Source organism: Bacillus kwashiorkori, from assembly GCF_001375515.1.
GTDB classification, from domain to species: domain Bacteria; phylum Bacillota; class Bacilli; order Bacillales; family Caldibacillaceae; genus Bacillus_BK; species Bacillus_BK kwashiorkori.
Map to the genome: position 1 here is coordinate 745,136 of NZ_CTDX01000016.1, position 21,097 is coordinate 766,232.

General features: G+C 33.5%; 21 protein-coding genes and 2 pseudogenes. 14 read left to right on the forward strand and 9 right to left on the reverse strand.

The window, feature by feature from the left end; genetic code table 11:
- Position 1: 1 nt before the first annotated feature.
- Together BN1242_RS12845 and BN1242_RS12850 are read right to left on the reverse strand one after the other, a co-directional pair.
- Positions 2-1,093, reverse strand: coding sequence for a GerAB/ArcD/ProY family transporter (locus tag BN1242_RS12845; protein WP_062356868.1), 1,092 nt, complete (start codon positions 1,091-1,093; stop codon positions 2-4).
- Positions 1,090-2,457 (reverse strand): spore germination protein, encoded by a 1,368-nt coding sequence (locus tag BN1242_RS12850; protein ID WP_062356871.1) that lies wholly within the window; start codon positions 2,455-2,457, stop codon positions 1,090-1,092. Before BN1242_RS12850 ends, BN1242_RS12845 begins: the two co-directional genes overlap by 4 nt.
- Before the next feature lie 193 nt (positions 2,458-2,650).
- Here BN1242_RS12850 and BN1242_RS12855 point away from each other — a divergent pair, with 193 nt between their 5' ends.
- The 7 genes and pseudogenes from BN1242_RS12855 to BN1242_RS12885 all read left to right on the forward strand — a co-directional run bounded on the left by BN1242_RS12855 (position 2,651) and on the right by BN1242_RS12885 (position 9,051).
- On the forward strand, positions 2,651-5,086 hold the full coding sequence (locus tag BN1242_RS12855; RefSeq protein WP_062356874.1) for an ATP-binding protein: 2,436 nt from the start codon (positions 2,651-2,653) through the stop codon (positions 5,084-5,086).
- Positions 5,087-5,178: 92 nt separating this feature from the next.
- Positions 5,179-5,619, forward strand: a complete 441-nt coding sequence (locus tag BN1242_RS12860; RefSeq protein ID WP_062356877.1) for a DUF2383 domain-containing protein — start codon at positions 5,179-5,181, stop codon at positions 5,617-5,619.
- A 243-nt stretch (positions 5,620-5,862) separates the two neighbouring features.
- The gene (locus BN1242_RS12865; protein WP_062356880.1) at positions 5,863-6,618 is read left to right on the forward strand and encodes an exodeoxyribonuclease III; all 756 of its coding nucleotides are present in this window, start codon (positions 5,863-5,865) and stop codon (positions 6,616-6,618) included.
- A gap of 133 nt (positions 6,619-6,751) precedes the next feature.
- A complete protein-coding gene (locus BN1242_RS12870) occupies positions 6,752-7,141 on the forward strand; it encodes a hypothetical protein (protein ID WP_062356883.1) in 390 nt (129 codons plus the stop codon).
- A gap of 99 nt (positions 7,142-7,240) precedes the next feature.
- A complete protein-coding gene (locus BN1242_RS12875) occupies positions 7,241-7,480 on the forward strand; it encodes an indolepyruvate ferredoxin oxidoreductase subunit alpha (protein ID WP_062356886.1) in 240 nt (79 codons plus the stop codon).
- A gap of 126 nt (positions 7,481-7,606) precedes the next feature.
- Positions 7,607-8,084, forward strand: a pseudogene (locus tag BN1242_RS12880) (mismatch-specific DNA-glycosylase).
- A 121-nt stretch (positions 8,085-8,205) separates the two neighbouring features.
- A complete protein-coding gene (locus tag BN1242_RS12885) occupies positions 8,206-9,051 on the forward strand; it encodes a DegV family protein (protein WP_062356890.1) in 846 nt (281 codons plus the stop codon).
- 82 nt (positions 9,052-9,133) lie between these two features.
- On the opposite strand, the gene BN1242_RS12890 is transcribed toward BN1242_RS12885, so the two are convergent.
- Complete coding sequence (locus BN1242_RS12890) at positions 9,134-10,270, reverse strand: CAP domain-containing protein (RefSeq protein ID WP_062356894.1); 1,137 nt, start codon at positions 10,268-10,270, stop codon at positions 9,134-9,136.
- A gap of 281 nt (positions 10,271-10,551) precedes the next feature.
- Between BN1242_RS12890 and BN1242_RS12895 the strand changes: the two genes are divergently transcribed.
- Together BN1242_RS12895 and BN1242_RS12900 are read left to right on the forward strand one after the other, a co-directional pair.
- Positions 10,552-11,817, forward strand: a complete 1,266-nt coding sequence (locus BN1242_RS12895; protein ID WP_238985142.1) for a S8 family peptidase — start codon at positions 10,552-10,554, stop codon at positions 11,815-11,817.
- Positions 11,818-12,076: 259 nt separating this feature from the next.
- Positions 12,077-12,277, forward strand: coding sequence for a cold-shock protein (locus BN1242_RS12900; protein WP_062356898.1), 201 nt, complete (start codon positions 12,077-12,079; stop codon positions 12,275-12,277).
- A gap of 114 nt (positions 12,278-12,391) precedes the next feature.
- Here BN1242_RS12900 and BN1242_RS12905 read toward each other — a convergent pair whose 3' ends face one another.
- Positions 12,392-13,984 (reverse strand): BCCT family transporter, encoded by a 1,593-nt coding sequence (locus BN1242_RS12905; RefSeq protein WP_062356902.1) that lies wholly within the window; start codon positions 13,982-13,984, stop codon positions 12,392-12,394.
- Positions 13,985-14,602: 618 nt separating this feature from the next.
- On the opposite strand from BN1242_RS12905, the gene BN1242_RS13040 reads away from it, so the two are divergent.
- Positions 14,603-14,695, forward strand: a complete 93-nt coding sequence (locus BN1242_RS13040) for a YjcZ family sporulation protein (RefSeq protein WP_071435529.1) — start codon at positions 14,603-14,605, stop codon at positions 14,693-14,695.
- A gap of 154 nt (positions 14,696-14,849) precedes the next feature.
- On the opposite strand, the gene BN1242_RS13425 is transcribed toward BN1242_RS13040, so the two are convergent.
- From BN1242_RS13425 to BN1242_RS12915, 3 genes are all read right to left on the reverse strand, one after another.
- Positions 14,850-14,993 (reverse strand): YjcZ family sporulation protein, encoded by a 144-nt coding sequence (locus BN1242_RS13425; RefSeq protein ID WP_062356906.1) that lies wholly within the window; start codon positions 14,991-14,993, stop codon positions 14,850-14,852.
- A 24-nt stretch (positions 14,994-15,017) separates the two neighbouring features.
- The gene (locus BN1242_RS13430) at positions 15,018-15,128 is read right to left on the reverse strand and encodes a YjcZ family sporulation protein (protein ID WP_077216208.1); all 111 of its coding nucleotides are present in this window, start codon (positions 15,126-15,128) and stop codon (positions 15,018-15,020) included.
- A 92-nt stretch (positions 15,129-15,220) separates the two neighbouring features.
- Positions 15,221-15,415 carry a YppG family protein gene (locus BN1242_RS12915; RefSeq protein WP_062356909.1) on the reverse strand — a complete coding sequence of 65 codons (195 nt, stop codon included), beginning with the start codon at positions 15,413-15,415 and terminating at the stop codon, positions 15,221-15,223.
- A gap of 222 nt (positions 15,416-15,637) precedes the next feature.
- Between BN1242_RS12915 and BN1242_RS12920 the strand changes: the two genes are divergently transcribed.
- The 4 genes from BN1242_RS12920 (at position 15,638) to BN1242_RS12935 (ending at position 19,459) form a co-directional block, all read left to right on the forward strand.
- On the forward strand, positions 15,638-16,513 hold the full coding sequence (locus tag BN1242_RS12920; RefSeq protein WP_062356914.1) for an aldose 1-epimerase family protein: 876 nt from the start codon (positions 15,638-15,640) through the stop codon (positions 16,511-16,513).
- 43 nt (positions 16,514-16,556) lie between these two features.
- On the forward strand, positions 16,557-17,378 hold the full coding sequence (locus BN1242_RS12925) for an SDR family NAD(P)-dependent oxidoreductase (RefSeq protein ID WP_062356918.1): 822 nt from the start codon (positions 16,557-16,559) through the stop codon (positions 17,376-17,378).
- Between the two features lie 63 nt (positions 17,379-17,441).
- The gene (locus tag BN1242_RS12930; RefSeq protein WP_062356920.1) at positions 17,442-18,164 is read left to right on the forward strand and encodes an N-acetylmuramoyl-L-alanine amidase family protein; all 723 of its coding nucleotides are present in this window, start codon (positions 17,442-17,444) and stop codon (positions 18,162-18,164) included.
- Positions 18,165-18,292: 128 nt separating this feature from the next.
- Complete coding sequence (locus tag BN1242_RS12935) at positions 18,293-19,459, forward strand: TraB/GumN family protein (RefSeq protein ID WP_062356922.1); 1,167 nt, start codon at positions 18,293-18,295, stop codon at positions 19,457-19,459.
- 142 nt (positions 19,460-19,601) lie between these two features.
- Here the strand turns inward: BN1242_RS12935 and rlmN are convergent, their stop codons facing one another.
- Positions 19,602-20,663: a dual-specificity RNA methyltransferase RlmN gene (gene rlmN, locus BN1242_RS12940; RefSeq protein WP_062356925.1), complete on the reverse strand. Its 1,062-nt coding sequence runs from the start codon at positions 20,661-20,663 to the stop codon at positions 19,602-19,604.
- Between the two features lie 117 nt (positions 20,664-20,780).
- Positions 20,781-21,097, reverse strand: a pseudogene (locus tag BN1242_RS12945) (CDP-alcohol phosphatidyltransferase family protein); the annotation flags it as partial.

Consider the following 21,097-nt stretch of genomic DNA (forward strand, 5'->3'; position numbering starts at 1 on the left):
ATTAGTTCACCCGCCTCGTAATAATCCAAAACACACTAAATAAAAGTATAAAAAACAGGGGAAGGGAATTTAAGAAAATATTGGTAAACTTTAATAGTTGGTACTCTGATAAATACGGAATCATATAAAAACTTGCTAACCAAAATAGCCCGATAAAAAGATGTGGAGTTAAATTTATATTTTTCCATTTAAATTTTTTTATATAAATCACATTTGTAACAACATTAATCGCAACATGCCAATGGATTAATGTACTTAAAAAAGCCATTATTAGCAAAATGGTTACAAATAGAAAAACAACACGATCCACAATTCCAAAAGTCATTTTTAACGAATCAGCCGCTGTAACGGTTGGATATATTATTTGATCGACATGTTCAAACCCATTAATTCCGATAGGCACAATATAGGTTATAATCAAGGCACTGCCAACTATGCCGCCAATACTCAATAAATGTTTCCAATTCACGGTTATTTTTTTTGTAAATACGCGGTTAAAAATAATTAAATTGGCAATTCCAAGAAAAAGATATAAGGAGGCGGTAAAAGCATCATAACTAGGAAAGACGTTCATATACATAATTGCCTCTTTGACAAAATCTATTTGATAATAGGGACTAGAAAATGCTTTATATATGATAAACAAAACAAATGGCACTGTGACAACAAGGATTATTTCAATAGCATATAAAATATTTTTCGTTCGCATAAATATCCCGTATGTAAAAAACAAAAGAAAATAAAGAATGATTAACATTAATGGCATATCTGGTGTTAAATAACGCTTAATCATAAATGAACATGTTGTAAGAGTGATGAGACCAGCAGAAAACCAAATAACGCTAATATATGCTAAAAAGAGTTTGTTAAACCATTTCGGTGTAGCCCTGTCCAACAGTTCTGGGAGAGCTTTTCCTGGATACTTATTAAAGAATTTTAAGATAATATATGTTATGAATACTCCAGCACCTATAGCTAAAAAAATAGATGGAATTGCTCCATTTAATCGTTCTAATAATAATATTCTAGGGACATTGGCTATCATATTGGTCACGGTGTTAATGAAAATTAAATAATACATATAACGATTCATGATTTTGCACCTTTCACTTCCGCTTTCTTTCTTTGAATAAATAGTTTTAAATATGGCTCACCGAAACTATTTTTATTAGCCAAATACATAACAAATCCGAGAAATGAAAGAATTAAACCTAATAATCCCGCTATTGTCGAAAATAGCAATAGAAAATAACGAACAATGCGAATACCGAAACTCATTTCATTAATCGGGATGGCAAAAGTTGCAATCGCCACAGCAGAAACGATAATAACCATAATGTTAGACGTTAAAGCTGCTTCTGTTGCTGCTGTTCCCAAAATTAACCCACCAACAGTTGTAGCTGTCCCACTAATTGCCTTCGGTAGTCTAATACTCGCCTCTGTTAAAAATTCCATAAAAATTAGTAAAAAAAGCACTTCGATAAAAGAAGGATAAGGAACACCTATTCTGCTTCCTGCAACAGACAAAGCTAATTCCGCACGTAGAAATTCTGGATTGAACGAAGTAACCGCAACATACAAACCAGGCAATAATAAACAAACAAATAGTCCGAAGAAACGGAGAACTTTTGTAAACCTAGTTACCCAGAACAATTGGAAGTTATCTTCCATCGAAGTCATAAAATCAAAGAAAACAGCAGGTGCAATTACTACTGTTGGGCTACCATTAACTAATATAATTACTTTACCGCCTGCTAAATTTGTCACAATCCGGTCTGTTCTTTCTGTCACCATCATTGTCGGCAGTAAAGAGCGTTGGTAATCATTTAAAAATCTTTGCAGTTCGGAACTGGAATGGATAACTTCTAAATCTAACTTACTTATTTTTTCTCTTATATTTTTTAATACGGCTTGATTAACGGTATCTTTATCATAAATAATCGCAAGAGCTTTATGAACTTTTTGGCCAATTTCTTTCATCTCAACAATAAGACTTGGTTGATGGTATTGTTGACGAATTAAGTTAATATTCACCTCAATGCTTTCGCTTAACCCAAGTTTTTGCCCGAGAATGGTTGGTTCAATATTTGTTTCCAACACATTATTATTTTTTAATGATTTCAGATCGATTAAAATGTTTTGTTGTTTGACAAATATTAAGACACTGCCTTTTGTTAATTCAGCTATTACTTGTTCCTTCTCTTTTATTTCTTGTTGCTGTGGCAAAGAGTTTAAATAAGACAAAAAATTATCCGAAGACTTCATTTCAAAAAATGGTTTTATAATAATTTCTTGTAATTGTGTCCCGTCTACAACTGTTTTAATATACATAATCATTGCTTCACTGTTATCAATTTGCAATTGTTTTTTCATAAAATCAAAAGACTCGTTAAATTTTTCATTAACAAGTTCTATTAGTTGTTGATTCGCATTTGTTGACGCTGTTTGCTTTACCATATAAACCCCTCTATTAAATCATGAGTAGTAATTCAAGTAATGTTAGTATGTACCATAATATGAGATTTACTCGATTTATATAAAGCGAAATAAGCAATAAACTAAACAACAGTAGTAGCAAGAGTTTCAAATAAAGGATTTTGTCACTGTTTGTCGAATCTTTTAAATATAGAAGGAAAAGGAGGAGTGAAGAATGGATCAACAAACTTATGAACAATTATTACGAACGTATCAAGTTCCTAACATATCTCTGTCACCGAAATGTGATGAAAATTTTTTCCCATTTGAAACAACAGAAGATATTACTAAATATTCTCATGAAATGATTGGCCAAAAGCGGGCAGTCGAAGCGATGGATTTTGGTCTTTCGGTAGACCAATCTGGATATAATATATTTGTCGCTGGGCCTAGTGGAACTGGTAAATCTACTTTTACTAAATCGAGTGTGACTCGTAAAGCAAAGGAGCAAAAAGTTCCGAATGATTGGTGTTATGTCTATAACTTCAACAACCCCGATCAACCGTTAGCACTTTTCTTGCCAGCAGGTTTAGGTAGTGAATTCCAACAAGATGTTCGTCAATTATTAATAGATATCGAAAGGGATATTCGACAAACATTAGCAAATGAGCAATTTAACAAAAGAAAACGGCAAATTATCGAGCAGTATGAAAAACATGGAAAAGCGATCTGGAGAGACTTAGAAAACTTTGCAAACGAGCTACAATTTAAAATAGAACGTACCTCAACTGGAATTAATACGTACCCTTTACACGACGGGAAACCAATCGCACAAAAGGATTATGAGAATCTTTCAGAAGAAATAAAAGCACAGTTAAATAAAAGCAGTTCCATCATCGAAGAAAAGGTTCGTGAAGCTATCAACTTAATAAGAAAAATAGAAGACAAAGTAAGACGAAGTATCGATACTTTTACGAAACAATCGGTCGCTAATGCAATAAAAGATTATTTTCAACCTTTACTTGAAAAATATAAGCAATTCCCTAAAGTTCATACTTATTTAAATGCTTTCTTCCAAGATGTAGTTAAAAATTATTCTGTATTTGTAGAAGAGGAGGAAGCCGAACAAAAAACTATACTCACCCCACTACTTAATAATTCCAAAGAACATATAAAAAAATATGAAGTTAATTTATTTATTAACAACAAACAACAGGTCGGTGCCCCAGTAATATATGAAACGAATCCGACTTACCAAAATTTATTCGGAAAAATTGAATACCGTGGAACTCTAGGTAGTTGGACAACTGATTTTACACAAATAAAAGCTGGGTCCCTCCACTTAGCAAATGGCGGATATTTAATCATTCAAGCTGCGGAATTATTGCAACAGCCGAATTCCTGGAACTTATTAAAAAGAATGTTACGGACAAATACAATATTTATTGAAAATCCATTTGAGGAGCGCACTGTCTTTCCAACAAGTGGACTTAAACCGGAACCAATCCCATTAAAAGTTAAAATTATTTTAATCGGGTCTTATTACTTATACGACTTATTATCGAGCTATGACGAAGACTTTTACAAGCTATTTAAAGTGAAGGTAGAATTCGATACAGAAATGGATAAATCAGAAGAAAATCGGATAAAAATGGCTGAGTTTATAAAAACGTTTGCTGAAAATGAAAAACTGTTACCTTTTCATCGCAGTGCAATCGCAAAAATTATTGATTATAGTTCTAGATTAGTGGAATCACAAAATAAATTATCAACCCGTTTCCAGCAAATCTCCAAATTACTAGTAGAATCAAATTATTGGGCTATGAATGAAGGAGTTTCTTCTATTAAAAAGCATCATATTATAAAAGCACTTGCAAAAGAAAAATTCCGCACAAACCGAATTGCTGAAAAATACCGAGAAATGATCCAAGATGAAACAATCATGTTAGAAGTAACTGGAGAAAAAATCGGACAAATTAACGGGTTAGCAGTTATTGGAACGAGGGATTACAGTTTTGGTATCCCAAGTAAAATTACTGCCCAAACATATGTCGGTAACAAAGCAGGAATAATGAATATTGAACGGGAAACATCATTAAGCGGTCAAATTCATGATAAAGGTGTATTAATTTTAACTGGATTTTTATCCGGGACTTTTGCAAAAAAACGTCCACTTCCATTTTCCGCAAGTATTACTTTTGAACAAAACTACAACGTAATAGACGGCGATAGTGCATCTAGTACGGAACTATATGTATTATTGTCTTCACTAGCTAATATTCCTATTAAACAGTCGATTGCAGTGACTGGATCTGTAAATCAATGGGGTGATGTTCAACCAATTGGCGGCGTTAATGAAAAAATTGAAGGTTTTTTTGCAGTCTGTAAATTGAAAGGATTAACTGGCGAACAAGGAGTAATCATTCCGAAACAAAATATAAAAAACTTAATGTTGAATGAAGAAGTTGTTACAGCTATTAATAATCATTTATTCCACGTTTGGGCAATTAGTAATATAACGGAAGGAATCGAAATTTTAACTGGAGTTTCTGCAGGTTCATTTGCTGATGAAAATCGAAATTTCCCTAAAGGAACAATATTTCATAAGGTTAGTGAGAGAATAGAGGAAATGTATCGAATACAAGCTGCCAGTGTATATTTAAAAGATTAATTTAAATTTCTCTATCCTCTTTCATGAGAGTAAATGCATAGTGAAAGAATACTTGACATAAACTAAGGAAAATTTATGTGAGGTAGAATAAAGTGGAGAATCAAGAAAAAGTAATTAACGAATTAAATGGCTTTTTAAAAGGAAGGTATATGGGCATTCATCAATTAGAAAATTTAATTTATGTAGTAGAGGATCAAAGCATAAAAAACATTCTTCAAGATTTGCAACAAACATACAAACAACACGCGATCCTCGTTGCTGAACGCATTCAAAATTTAGGCGGAAAACCAAAAGACGGTGTAGGTTTCACTGGAACGATGGCGGAATGGATGAGTTCTTTGAAAGGTTATCCAGATGGTAATAAAAATATTTTAGAACTAGTAAAAAATCGAGAAGCAATTTATGGGATAGAATATTCGGAGGAAATCGTTAAAGGTGATTTAGATGAAGAAAGTAAACAGCTAATTGAATCGATAATAGATGAGGACCGACAAATAAAGGAAAGACTTCAAACTATTATGGAAACGTATTAAATAGAAAAAGCTATTTCTTCTTCGGGATTTTGTAAACCGATTGAAAATAGCTTTTTTATTTTGTTATGGATTACTGTCATATTATCTAGCAATTCAAGTTTCTCCAAAAATAGTTATTTTTATTTCGTTTAGAGAATCGAAGTTTATGAAAGTAATAAAATATTTATTAGCAATAAATTATGTTATGATAGCATCATAGTTTCCAATCATAAAATATTACGACAAATTGTTAGGAGATTAAAAATGAAATTAGTAAGTTGGAATGTGAACGGGCTTAGAGCCTGTGTTAAAAAAGGCTTTTTATCCTATTTCGAACAAGTAGACGCTGATATATTTTGTATTCAAGAAACAAAATTACAAGAAGGGCAAATTGAGCTAGACTTAAACAATTATCACCAATATTGGAATTATGCTTTAAAAAAAGGTTATTCTGGTACAGCAGTATTTACAAAGAAAAAACCACTGAATGTTTATTATGACTTTAATAAAGAAGAAAGAGAAAAAGAAGGGAGAATAATTACGCTAGAGTTTGAATCCTTTTATTTAGTTAACGTCTATACTCCTAATTCACAACGAGATTTGGCAAGACTTCCCTTTAGATTGGAATGGGAAGAAAAAATGAGGTTGTATTTATTAGAACTAGATAAACATAAACCAGTAATTTATTGTGGAGATTTAAATGTTGCCCACCAAGAAATAGATTTAAAAAATGCAAGAGCAAATATCGGAAATTCTGGATTCACGGATGCTGAACGGGAAAAAATGACTAACCTTCTCGACTCTGGATTTATTGACAGTTTTCGTTATTTACATCCAACTCAAACTGATGCATACTCTTGGTGGTCCTATATGTATAAAGTTCGGGAGAGAAATATTGGTTGGCGAATTGATTATTTTATCGTCTCTAATCGCTTAAAGGATGCAATTCAACATGCGGAAATCCATTCAGAAATAATGGGAAGTGACCATGCACCGGTTACATTGACCATTGATATTTAAATTTTTATTTATCACGGTGAAACTTTTTCCATCAAACTATCTGTTAGTTTTTATAGGGAAAAATGTATGATTATAAAACAATTAAAATTTGGGAATGCTGTTTTAGGATAGTATCTTAATGGGAGGAAATACGATGAACACTTATACAGTAACGTTTCATAAAGATGACATGAATGCACCGATGACCATACACAAATATTCGGAGGAAGATTTTGATAAAGCTACAACAGGTGGGACAAGACAGCTTTTTGAACTTGATACGAATTTTGGTTTTTTCATTTTTTTAGATGCAGAAGATAACGAGGGAAAAGAGTCTTTCTTCGCCTTACGTTACGAAGAGGAAGAAGAAGTACCTAGTGATTATTATCGTTTCGAGTTAAAGGATTTTTATGACATGATGGCATTATTTATGAGCCAAATGTATGTGGAAGACGAAGAAGAAGCTGATAATTACGGTCCTATTCATCATTTAGCCCATCTTTTACATCATATCGTAGAAGACGGTCAAAATGTACAACCTTAAATACTTCCGATAAACATTGTTTCCTAATACTAATCATATCTGTACCTTCATTTTAATATGTTAGAATTAGAGGTTATTTAAAATGAAGGGGTGGTATGGTTGGCTTATGTAATAACTTCTCTTTGTGAAGAAGAAAAAGCAGGTGAATGTGTTGCGGTCTGCCCAGTAGACTGTATTAGAGAGGGGGACGACCAATTTTACATCGACCCAGATGTTTGTATTGATTGCGGCGCGTGTGAAGGTGTCTGTCCTGTTCAAGCCATTTTTTATGAAGAAGATTTACCAGAAGGAGAAGTATTATATTTAGAAAAAGCACGGAAATTTTTCACTAATACGTAAATGTGACATCAACAATTGACACGACAAGGAATCTTTCTCTTGTCGTTTTTTACTTTTTGAACAAAAGGTTAGCAAAAATTTTCCATGTTTTATAAAATATATTAAAAAATCGTAAGGATGTTTTATATGCAGGAAATTCCCGATCATTTACAAAAAAACATGAATATTTTATTCGTAGGTTTTAATCCTAGCTTAGTTTCTGCTCAAACAGGGCACCATTATGCTAATAAAAATAATCGGTTTTGGAAAATTTTATATTTAGCAGGTCTAACTCCGAAATTATTTACTGCATCGGAAGAAGTTAAATTGTTACAACTTGGATATGGCTTAACAAACATTGTTGCTAGACCAACAAAGTCAGCCGCTGAAATTACGAAACTTGAGTACCGTCTTGCACTATAAACCGAAAATTGTTTGTTATGTCGGTAAAGGAGTGTATCAAGAATTTAGTGGCAGGAAGAAAATTAACTGGGGATATCAAAATGAATCAGTCGTGGAAGGAACGATAGATTTTGTTGCTCCTTCTTCTAGCGGGTTAGTTAGAATGAGAATGGAAGAAATAATAGCTATCTATCGCCAAATTATTCCATTAATCGTAAAGTAAAACCACTTTTTTCATGCATGATTGTACCTTTAATAGTATAATTAAACTAATGTAGCTTATTTAGTGAAGAAATGAACAATACATTATCATTGCTTATTTAAGATGGAGGAGAGAGAAGGCCGTGAGTAATATTAAAATTACTTGTGACAGAACAGCTGATTTATCAAAAGATTTAATAGAAACCTATAATATTGATACTATACCATTTTATATTAACCTTGACGGTAAATCATATAAAGACGGAATCGATATTCAGCCAGCAGAAATATTTGCCTATGTTGAGAGGACGGAAAAGCTGCCAAAGACTGCTGCTGTGCCAGTCGGGGATTATATAACTTTTTTTTCTAAATTTCGAGATACATACGATGCAATTATTCATATTAATTTAGGAGAAAAATTCTCGAGTTCTTATCAAAATGCCTGTATTGCAGCTAAAGAATTTTCAAACGTCTATATTATCAATTCCGATAACTTATCAACAGGTACAGGACACCTCGTCATAGAAGCATGTAAAATGGTAAACTCAGGAATGAAAACTGAAATGATAATAAAACAAGTGGAAAATTTAATTCCGAAAGTGGAAGCGAGTTTTGTGATTGATACTTTAGATTACTTAAAAATGGGCGGAAGATGTTCCGCATTAACTGCTTTCAGCGCAAATTTATTAAATATTAAACCTAATATTGAAGTTTTGAATGGCAAAATGGAAGTAGGTAAAAAATATCGGGGGAAGATAGACAAGTCTATTTATAAGTACGTGACTGATCGACTGAAAGGAAGAAAAGATATTATAACAGATCGCATTTTTGTCACTCACTCTGGTTGCTCTGAAGAATTAATTAGTGAGGTAAAACAGCTTATTCAACAATATCAAAATTTTGATGAAATTATTGAAACGACTGCATCATGCACAATCTCTTGCCACTGTGGACCTAATACATTAGGAATTTTATTTAAAACAGAATAAACAGGAGAGTTTTATTACAAAAATGGGTCTATCCGAACGATCAGACCCATTTTATTATTTCCTGTAAGGGGTTAATGCTCAACTATTTCTTATAAAATTTCTCCGTAAAATACGGCTGGGATTCTGAATTAAATGCAACTCCAACCCCTAAGTACTCATACTCATGTTGTAAAATATTTTTCCGATGCCCTAGGGAATTCATTAACCCTTCATGGGCAAAAATACTACTTAATTGACCGTATGCTAAGTTTTCTCCAGCCATAGTAAAATGTATATGATCAGCTTTCATGCGATCAAAAGGAGACAGACCTTGCAAATTAGTATGATTAAAATAATCATTTTTTGCCATATCTAAACTATGCTTTCGAGCAGTAATCCGAACATGATCATCCCATACGAGTGGTGAAAGGCCAAACTTAACACGAGTTGCATTTGTTAAATCAAATAATTGAAGTTCAAACCCTTCCATTAATTCATCCGTCCCGTTAGTATAAAACACTTCTTTACTATTTTCTAACTGATTATTAATTATTTGGATAGCCGTAACTGTATTATTCTCATGTTTGTCATAAAAAAAAGTGATAAAACTATTGCCGCTATGAAACATATCATAATCCCGTTTACTTTCTAACATGTAATTGGTGAAACCTTTTTTAATTGAAGAAAGTGGCTCTCCCATCAACTCTCTCACCGTTTCTTTTGCTGTACCCATTTTAATTTCATTTTTTCCTGCTAATAAATCTTGATTTGTATATAGTCCGACAACGCCGCCACTTTCATTGTACGCCACCATAAAAAAATTACGATACTTATCATGATATGCATGCCAATCGGTCCCATACTCGTTTTTAGTTACTCGTTTCGCCTCTCCATATAGTTTTTCTACTATTGCTTTCGTATCCCCAATTTCAATGTTTGCTACGGAAAAAAGTTGTTGTACTGGTGTTGTTAAAGTAGGTTGTTCGATTATATTTTCTGGATGCTCCTTATTTTCTAATTGGAAATCAGTAAAGGAATCATCCATTTGATCAAATATATCAGTAATATAATGGAGAAGACTTTCGATATCTATTGTTTCTTTTATGTTTGTCAGTCCATTTTCTAGCGTTCTGAAAACTGACAAATCATCTGTGTCATTTTTTTGTTGGATTTTTGCTAAGTAATCCGATCCTGAAAAAAACAGAATAAAAATTGCAGCTAAGAGTAAGATTTTTCTCATTTACGTCACTCCTTCTCGATAACATTGTAGCCAAATTTAAGTGAACTGAAAACAAAAAATGATTAGATGTTATCGAAATTTAATTAAATTTTTATACAAAAAAGGTAATTTAACAAAAACTTTCTCGAAAGTAATAATACTTTAATATTAAATAGTGAAATGGTCATCATTATTACTTTTATATTACGGAAAATACATGCTATTCAACCTATTCTAACAACTCAACCTCTCCGATAAAATATTATCGTACAATACTTTAATTTTGGAGAGGAGTTTTATTCGTGAAATTTAGAAAATTGTTTAGTATGGTTTTTATTAGCTTGTTTGTCCTGTTTGGAACATTTCCAAGTAACAGTTTAGCACAAAATTTAGAATCAGATTTTAAAACAAGAAATGATACCTTTAGAGTTCTTATTACAGGTGTTAATAAAGAAAAAAACTCAATTATACAATCGTTGAATTTAACTATTAATCGCGATTTTGCCGAAGATGGTTTTACTGTAACGGTAAACGAAAAGCAATATGAAGCATTGTTAAAAAATAAAAATTTATCAATTGAAAAAGTAAATACAGTAAAAATTGCTGTTGCAAAATCAGAAAATAAAATCAACTATATTCCGAGCACTCAAGTACCGTGGGGAATTAAAGCTATCTACAATAATAGCACTTTATCACAAACAACTGGAGGGGACGGAATAAAAGTGGCCGTTCTTGATACAGGTGTATATACATCACATATCGATTTACGTAATAATGTAGAACAATGTAAAGATTTTACAAGAACAAGTACTTATGTCAATAATTCTTGTGCAGATCGAAATGGCCATGGAACACATGTTGCAGGAACTATTCTTGCTGATGGCGGCTCAGATGGACGTGGTATTTACGGGGTTGCTCCGGACGCGAAATTATGGGCATATAAAGTTCTAGGGGATAACGGCAGTGGTTATTCCGATGATATTGCCTATGCGATTAGACACGCGGCAGATGAAGCTGTTCGTACAGGTTCGAAAGTTGTTATTAATATGTCACTCGGTTCCAGTGGAAAAGATAGTTTAATAACGGACGCTGTTAATTATGCATATAATCGCGGTGCCCTTATTGTTGCTGCAGCAGGTAATTCTGGACCAAATAGTAATACAATTGGTTATCCAGGAGCACTAACTACAGCCATCGCTGTCGCTGCATTAGAGAATGTTCAGCAAAACGGAACATATCGAGTAGCAAATTTCTCCTCCAGAGGAAATCCAATTACCGCTGGTGATTACATTATCCAAGAGCGAGATATTGAAGTTTCTGCACCAGGGGCAAGTATCGAATCAACTTGGCACAACGGAAGATACAATACAATAAGCGGAACTTCGATGGCAACACCGCATGTAGCTGGACTCGCAGCAAAGCTATGGGCATTAAATAAAAACATGACCAACTCACAACTTAGACTAGAACTGCAAAATCGGGCAAAACAATATGATATTAAAGGAGGTACTGGCGCAACTACAGGAGACGATTATGCTTCAGGTTTTGGGTTCCCGAGAGTAAGATAGGGGAATTCATAAAAACACCATGCCTACTATGGTGAAATACATTGGAACAAGGATATTTGAATGCAAATGGAAAATCAATGATTAATGTAATTGTTATAAAATATTTTTGTTTAATTACTTGCTTTTATGGAAAACATCTGTTATTCTAAATAAGAATTATTTTTGTTCGGTATTAAAGGAAAACAGTTGCTTTTCGCTTTGGATACGTTGAGCAAGAATGATTAAAGAAATGCGTTTCAAGCACTTAGGAGGAAATGAAATGGAAACAGGTAAAGTAAAATGGTTTAATTCAGAAAAAGGTTTTGGATTTATCCAACGCGATGGCGGAGACGATGTATTCGTTCATTACACAGCTATCCAAGGCGAAGGTTTCAGAACACTTGAAGAAGGTCAAGAAGTAAGCTTTGACATCGAACAAGGCGCTCGCGGACCTCAAGCAGCTAACGTTCGTAAAAACTAATTATTGAATTAACTAACAAACAGACTCCTTATCGGGTCTGTTTTTTTATTTGTCAACATCTTTAAGAACTTCGGTAAAAAAATCGCGTACATAAAGTACACGATTTAAAAATATTTAAGTCGGATTTTTTTGGAAAGCTGCAGGAATTGCTTTTTCTTTCTTATTTTTCTCCTTAACCTGTTTAACTGTCTCTTTTTGTTCCAGACTGTTTGTTTGTAAATCATTACGAATTGATTTAAAAAATGCCGTGGCCATTAATAAGGCAATGACTGTAAACGGTAATGCTGCCACAAGAGATGCGGTTTGTAAACCTTGCAATCCGCTCGAAATTAAGAGCACACCCGCTATGGAACTTAATAAAATTCCCCATATAATCCTCATATAAAGAGGCGGATGTTGACTACCGTTACTAGACATACTACTTAAAATATATACAGCTGAATCGGCAGATGTAACAAGGAACGTCATTATTAAAAACAGAGCTGTTACAGATAAAATATTAGAAAGTGGCAAACTTTGAAAGGTCGTAAATAAAGCACTTGTAATATCATTATTTACAGCAGCAGCAATATTCGCTCCTTCGAATAAATCCATATACAAGGAGGTACCTCCGAAAATCGCCATCCAAACTAGCGCAATAGCAGGAGGTGCGACCATAACACCTAACACAAATTCACGGATCGTTCTTCCACGGGAAATTCTTGCAACAAATGCCCCGACGAAAGGTGACCATGCTATGACCCAAGCCCAATAAAACACAGTCCATTCTTTAACCCAAGTATTGCCAGAATACGGAGTGAGTCTTAAACTATAGGAAATAAAATTGGAAAAATAATCTCCTAAGGCAACGGTAAAAGTTTCAAGAATAAACACAGTTGGACCAGTAATAAAAACAAACAGCATCAATGCAATTGCGACCGTCAAATTTATATTACTTAACCATTTGATTCCACGGTTTAACCCGGTCGTAGAAGATATAATAAATAAAACGGTCATTACAACAATTATTATTAATTGTGTTGAAGTACCATTACTCACGCCAATAACAGAGTGTAACCCGCCATTCATTTGAGCGACTCCAAGCCCGATAGAAGTGGCTATACCAGTAATAGTTGCTACAATTGCTAATATATCGATTCCACGTTTAATCGGTTTAACCCGTCGTTTGTTGCCGATTAATGGTTCTAGAGAAGTAGAAACTAACCCATTTTTATTCTTTCGATATTGGAAATACGCCATACATAGACCAACTATTGCAAAAATAGACCATTGACTAACTCCATAATGGAAAAAAGAATAATCCATTGATAGTCTGGCAGCCTGTTCGGATAGAGGTTCCACTCCTTGCATTGGCGGTGTGAAAAAATGAGTCATTGGCTCGCCTACACCATAAAAGACTAAAGCAATACCAAAACCAGCTGAAAATAACATTCCTATCCAAGTGAAAAGTGGATAATCAGGTTTTTCATTCGCTTTACCTAATTTAATTTTGCCGAATTTACTAAAGGCGATAAAAAATAGAAAAACGACAAATAAAAAGATTGCTAATAAATATAACCAGCCAAAAGATGAAGCAGTATATTCATATACAATACTTGCCCAGTTTCCAAAAGTTGCAGGAAACAACGATCCTATAATGACAAAACCCGCTATGAACATTGCCGAAATCCAAAACACACTATTTAATTTACTCTTTGAATAATCCATCCACTCTTCCTTTCAAAATCATTAATTTGATCCACTGTATTGAAGAAAATATTGATGAACAACACAATGGTAATCGAAAAACGAAGGGGAACCACTTAAGGATGTACTCAATAGGATACTGTTAGAGGAATTACAGTATGACACCAATGAGTGGTTTGTCACAAGGAATTATTTTTCGTACCTTCGCAATTCAAAAGCCTCTTTACATGGAACTTTTACAAGCTGACACTTATAAGCCCCGATGTTGCCCCAAATGTTAAGTACAGCATTCAAACAGATTTGTCCCCTTCTTTTAGTAAAGAGACATTGTGAAATTAGGAAAAATAATTCTTCGGACTATAGTAATCTTCCATATTTTCGTTTCCAATATTCACCTCCTTTAGTGTTACATCTTAACAAAGATAAGATGAAATATCCAACATTAAAACCTTTAATTTATATTTTGTTACCCTAATAAAAAATGTTTTAAACATTAATATTGCTGATCAATATTAGCTTTTTATTAATTATAAAACCTAAAATTAGGCTATTTCACTATTTATTTAAATTTAGAGCACTGCCCTTACCAAATTTGCTGTACTTACATATAGTAATATCGAATGAAATGGAGGTGTTGATATGGGAGGAGCAGTAGGTGGAGCAGGTTTTGCTTTAATCGTTGTATTATTTATCCTACTTATCATTGTAGGAGTCGCATATGTAGGCTGGTAAAATAAGCATCAATCTCACCAACCTTTCTTCAAAAACGAATGGCCACGAATATGTGGCTATTCGTTTTTTTCATTCAAAAGGCTGACACCGTATCAGTTACTTGGTGCCAGCCTTCTTTATTTGGAAGTTATAATAATTTACACTTTACATATAGTTAGCAAATTGCTGCGCCAACGATAATTAACAAGATAAATAAAACTACGATTAACGCAAACCATCTACCTGTTCCAAATCCATAATGTGGGGCACTATATCCGTAAGATGGACAGCATCCGCCGAAACCGTAACCGAATCCCATAAACAACCCTCCTCAAAATTTATTTTAATAAAATCCATAACCTAAATATGCTGCACCAACGATAATCAACAAGATGAAAAGGACAACTATTAGCGCAAATCCTCCACCGCTTGATACTCCAACTGCTCCACTCAAAAAAACCACCTCCAATTAAGGTTTGGAATTAATATATGTGTGTTCATCACAATTTGTAATGGATAAAATCCCAATTATAAAAAAATAGTAGCCTAATTTTTAAATAGAGAGTTAATTTTACGTACCAACGGATCCACTTGACCAATAATTTTATTTGCCTCGTTTAATGACTTAGAAATTTTTTCAAAATCTAGCCTGCCATCATCCGTTTGGAAAAAACGAAGAAGCGAACGATTATGGTGTGGTGGAATGAATGGTCGTTTTCCAGGTTGCCGATACGGATACATAATCAATCCCTCCTTTACAATTTGACAAATAAATGAAAGCCAATAGTTCATAACCTTGTTTCTTTATAAATAGTTTATTATTATTATAAAGACTTGTTTGGATATTTGTTTAATTTTTCATAAAAAATAACAAGTGAAATATTTTTTAACGGAAGAGAAAATGAAACCCATTACATGGTAAAATGAATGTTGTACTAAACAACGATTGAAAGGACGATTAGTTTGAACATCCTATTGAAAAATTCTGACTTGCTAGTAGAAATTCGCGAACTTGGGGCAGAGATAGTCCAGATTAAAAATTTACACAACGATTTAGCGTATATTTGGCATGGCGATCCGAAATATTGGTCTGGTCATGCACCAGTACTATTTCCGATAGTCGGCAATGTAGCAAATGGAGAAATAAGAGTTGATGGTATAACATATCAATTAAAAAATCACGGGTTTGCACGGAAAGAAACATTTGAATTAGTTTCACAAAATAATACAACTGCCCAATTCAAGTTAATTAGTAGTGAACGTACTCTATCTGTATTTCCATACCATTTTGAACTAGTGATAACATATACTTTAGCTAATAATCAATTGAATATAGATTACTTAGTTAATAACATCGATAGTCGGGATATTTATTTCCAACTTGGAACGCATACTGCTATTAACTGTCCGATAAATAAGGAGTCAGCTTTTCAAGACTACTTTCTCGATTTTGAAGAACCTGAGACATTAATCCGCTACTTCATGGCGGAAGGAAATGTGTTCAAAGAGAATGAGTCAGAAATAGTGATAGAAGATGAAACACTTTTACCTTTAAATCATTCATTATTCTATGACGGATCATTAATAATGAAAGAAACGAACTCTAACAAAGTAACGTTAAAAAACTACTTGACAGATCATCAAGTTGTCTTTACTTACACAAACTTCCCGACAATGGTGCTATGGCAACCAAAAGATGCTCCGTTCATTTGTATCGAACCTTGGCATGGGTATCCAGATACAGAAGGTTTTATTGGTGAATTTAAGGAACGGGATAAAGTAATTTCCTTACAGCCAAATCAACGCTTTCAAGCTAGTCTTCACTTGCAAATTTTTTAATCAATTTGATAAGAAACTTGTAGAATGGGGGTGAGGAGAAACGGTGAAAGTTGCTTTAGTTACTGGTGCAAATAGCGGATTTGGGAAACTAACGACATTACAACTTGCAAAAAACGGTTATACAATCTTTGCAACAATGCGCAACTTATCTAATAAAGAGAATTTAATAGCTGAAGCAAAACAGTTAGGGATTGACAAATATATTTGTCCAGTAAAGATGGATGTAACATGCTTGGACGATATCGAAAAAGTTTATAAATATATGAGATCACATTCTGACAAACTAGACGTACTAATAAATAATGCTGGTTTTTGCCAAGCAGGTTTTTTTGAGGAATTAAGTAAAGAAGAATGGGAAGAACAGATAGCAACAAATGTCTTTGGTGTCATACATGTAACGAAAAAAATGTTACCGTTACTCAAACGAGCAAAGGGGAAGGTAATAAATATTAGTAGTGTTAATGGAATTCTTGGATATCCTGGAATGTCACCTTATGCAACATCCAAATTTGCTATAGAAGGCTTGAGCGAGAGTCTTAGATTAGAATTAGTGTTAGAAGGTGTTTTCGTATCTGTTATTGAACCGGCTGCCTATCAGACAAATATTTGGACAAAAAGTTTGGAAAGAATAGATTTAGAAAAGAAGCGGAGTCCATTTCAAACAAACCTAATTGACGAAGCGGTGAAATCAAAAAATAATAGCGGTGATCCAATGGAGATTGCTTTATTAATAGAAAAGATTTGCAAAACAAAAAAACCGAGATTTCGTTATCCAGTCGGTAAAGGGGCAAAACGATTAGCAATGGCTAAACGGTTTCTTCCTTGGTCGTTTATTGAAAAAATAGCATTAGCAAAGTTAAAGTAACTATTTATAATATTCAACAAACCATTTATAATAAAGAAAAAACTTTGTTGTAGGGGAGAGAAGATGAAAAGGTTTATTCCAGTTCTTCTATTAATATTTGTATTAATCGGTTGTTCCAATCAATATGAAAAAGAGCCATTGAAAAAAGTTACCTTTCATAATATTCATACCCCTACCATGTCAAGCACTCTCCCATTAAATGGAAAAAGGATTGTCATTGACCCAGGTCACGGAGGTATTGATGCTGGTGCTGTAGCTAATAATTTATACGAAAAGGACGTTAACTTAACGATATCCAAATATACGAAAAAATACTTAGAGACGCTCGGCGCGAAGGTATATTTAACACGTGATTCTGACAAAGCACTAACATATGAATACCGTGTTAAAACTAGCATTTACTACAATGCAGATATTTTTATCTCTATCCACAATAATAGTGATGTTCCATCTAGCAACGGAACAGAAGTTTATTATAATGAATTTCCTTATATGGGGGAGAACAATCCATTTCCGTCCGAAAGCAAACAATTAGCAAAAGCCATCCACGATTCCTTAACAATGCTCGGAAATTTAAAACAAATGGGAGTAAAAGAAAATAACTATTTTGTTTTACGAAAAAATTCGATACCTAGCGTACTAGTCGAGGTAGCTTTTTTAACAAATATTGACAATGCGAACCGATTAAAGAATCCCGATGATTTGCAAGCATTTGCTTCAGCTATCGCTATCGGAATACAAAACTATTTTTTGCCAAAAGAAAGTGAAGTCTTTTTAATTCAATAGTATGTGGTTAGTTAGGATATAATTAATAAAAACTTATCAATTATAAAAGCTGTAACGTTATATAACATGTTAAAATAAATGTTATAAAGAAAGTATGATTTTTGGATCTTTACAAAAGGATGGTTATGATGGCTGAAGAACATATTACAAGATTGACATTAAATGATAAGCAATATATTTTGATTGGGACTGCACATGTGTCTAAAACTAGTGCTGACTTAGTAAAGCAAATAATTGAAAAAGAACGACCTGATTCTGTTTGTATAGAATTGGATAAAGGCAGGTATCAATCCATTACAGAGGGTAGTAAGTGGAAAAATATGGATATTTTTCAAGTGATAAAAGAAAAAAGAGCGACATTGCTTTTTATTAACCTTGCATTATCCTCCTTTCAAAAGCGAATGGCCAACCAATTTGGTATTAATCCAGGGCAAGAAATGATCCAAGGGATTGAATCTGCTAAAGAAGTGGGGGCAAGATTAGTACTTGCTGATCGTAATATTCAAACGACATTTTCAAGAATTTGGAATGGGATTGGCCTTAAAGGGAAAGCTTTACTTTTGTCCCAACTTATTTTTAGTATTTTTAGTAAAGAGGATATAACAGAAGAAGAATTAGAGAAGATGAAATCAAAAGATACTATTGATGCGATGCTGCAGGAATTTACTGAACATTTTCCTTCATTGAAAAAACCTTTAATTGACGAAAGAGATCAATATTTAGCACAAAAAATTAAGGATGCACCTGGCGAGAAAGTTGTTGCGGTCCTTGGAGCTGCGCACGTTCCAGGAATAACAAAAGAAATACATCACGATCATGACTTAAAAAAATTAACGGCAGTACCGCCCAAATCGAAAATTCCGAAAATAATTGGCTGGTCGATTCCTGCCATTATTTTAGTTACCATTCTATATACTTTTTTTGCAAATCCTGAAGCAGGACTTAGACAAACAATTAGTTGGATCCTTTGGAACGGTTCTTTTTCAGCTATTGGAACAGCCCTCGCCTTTGGCCACCCGTTAGCAATTGTTACAGCATTTTTTGTAGCACCTATTACATCTTTAAATCCACTGCTTGCAGCCGGATGGTTTGCAGGACTAGTACAAGCATTTGTGAAACGGCCAAGTGTGAAAGATTTTGAGTCTATTTCAGATGATATTACATCAGTGAAAGGTTTTTGGAATAATAAAGTGACAAGAATATTACTTGTCGTTATATTAGCTAACCTCGGTAGTTCATTAGGGACATTTATCGGTGGAGCAGATGTTTTGCGGTTATTTTTTAAGCATTTATAAAATGGAAAAGGTTGTCGAGAATTATTTGTCGGCAACCTTTTTCTCTTCGAAAATTCAGAACTTAAATTAAAAAATAACAAACGAAAAATGAGGCTACCAAATGAAGAATAGAAAATTTCCCCAATAGGTTAGCCTCCTATTATTATCTCGCTTGTTTTAATTGTTTACTTCGTAGTTGACCACATGCAGCATCAATATCTGTTCCATGTTCTTGACGAATAACACAATTTATGTTGTTTTTCTTTAATGTATCGTAAAATGCTAAAATAGACTCTTTTGTGCTTCTTTTATAATGAATGTGCTCATTCACCGGATTATACGGAATTAAATTCACGTATGATAGGTGACGAATATCTTTTAATAAGTTGGCGAGTTGCTGTGCTTCTTCTACATGATCATTTACATCTTGAAGTAAAATATATTCAAATGTAACACGGCGATTCGTTTTTTCTAGATAGTATTTAACAGCACTCATTAATTTTTCAATTGGAAAAGCTCGATTAATTTTCATTATTTGTGAACGCAACTCATTATTTGGTGCATGTAGTGATATAGCTAAGTTAATTTGCACATCGAGATCGGCGAATTCGTAAATTTTCGGAACGATACCACTTGTGGAAACAGTAATATGTCTTGCGCCGATGGCCAATCCTTTTGCATGGTTAATTATGCGGAGAAAACTAACTAAGTTAGTAAAGTTATCAAATGGCTCGCCGATACCCATAACAACAACATGGCTGACACGTTCATCTTGTCCAATTTCATCGAGATGTTTTTGAACATGCATAATTTGTTCAACAATCTCACCAGCTTCTAAATCACGGCTTTTCTTTAAAATGCCGCTTGCACAGAAGGAACAACCAATATTACAACCAACTTGGGTAGTAACACAGACAGATAACCCATATTTTTGACGCATTAATACCGTTTCAATTAAATTACCATCCGGCAGTTGTAATAAAAATTTTACGGTTCCATCTTGGGAGACTTGTTTTATTTGCACGTTTAATGAATTAATGGTGAAATTTTCTTCTAATAATTGTACACATTCTTTATTTACATTTTTCATATCTGAAAAATGATTAATTCGCTTCTGGTATAACCATTCCCACACTTGTACAGCACGAAATTTCTTTTGTCCGTTGCTAACTAAGAAATCAGTTAATTCCTCTATCGTCAATCCATAAATGGACGTTTTTTTCATATTAAAACCTCATTTCAATTAGACTCACTGGAAAATACGCTACCCTTCATTATATTAATTCTTTATGAAGATAACAAGTGTGAAATAAAGGAATCTCTAGAAATACCCACTTTCTTTTTATGAACGGTACATTTTTACAAAGACAGGAATATAAGCAATAAAGGATAAGGATAAAAAAATACTAGTTATAACTAATAAAATAGTGACTAATGTTATATCCATTTCTGGGAAGGCGATTAAAGCAACCGTTGCTACGTAAAAGACAGCGGTCGACACTTTTCCATACCATTTAGCCCCATCTAATTTCTTTCCTTTTTTCAATAATATTAAACCGTTAATTCCCATAAATAATTCTTTAATAACAAATAATACAACGAGCAGCCACATATAGGAATAGCGAAACATTAAGCTAAAAGCAATTGCTGCCTGTGTTA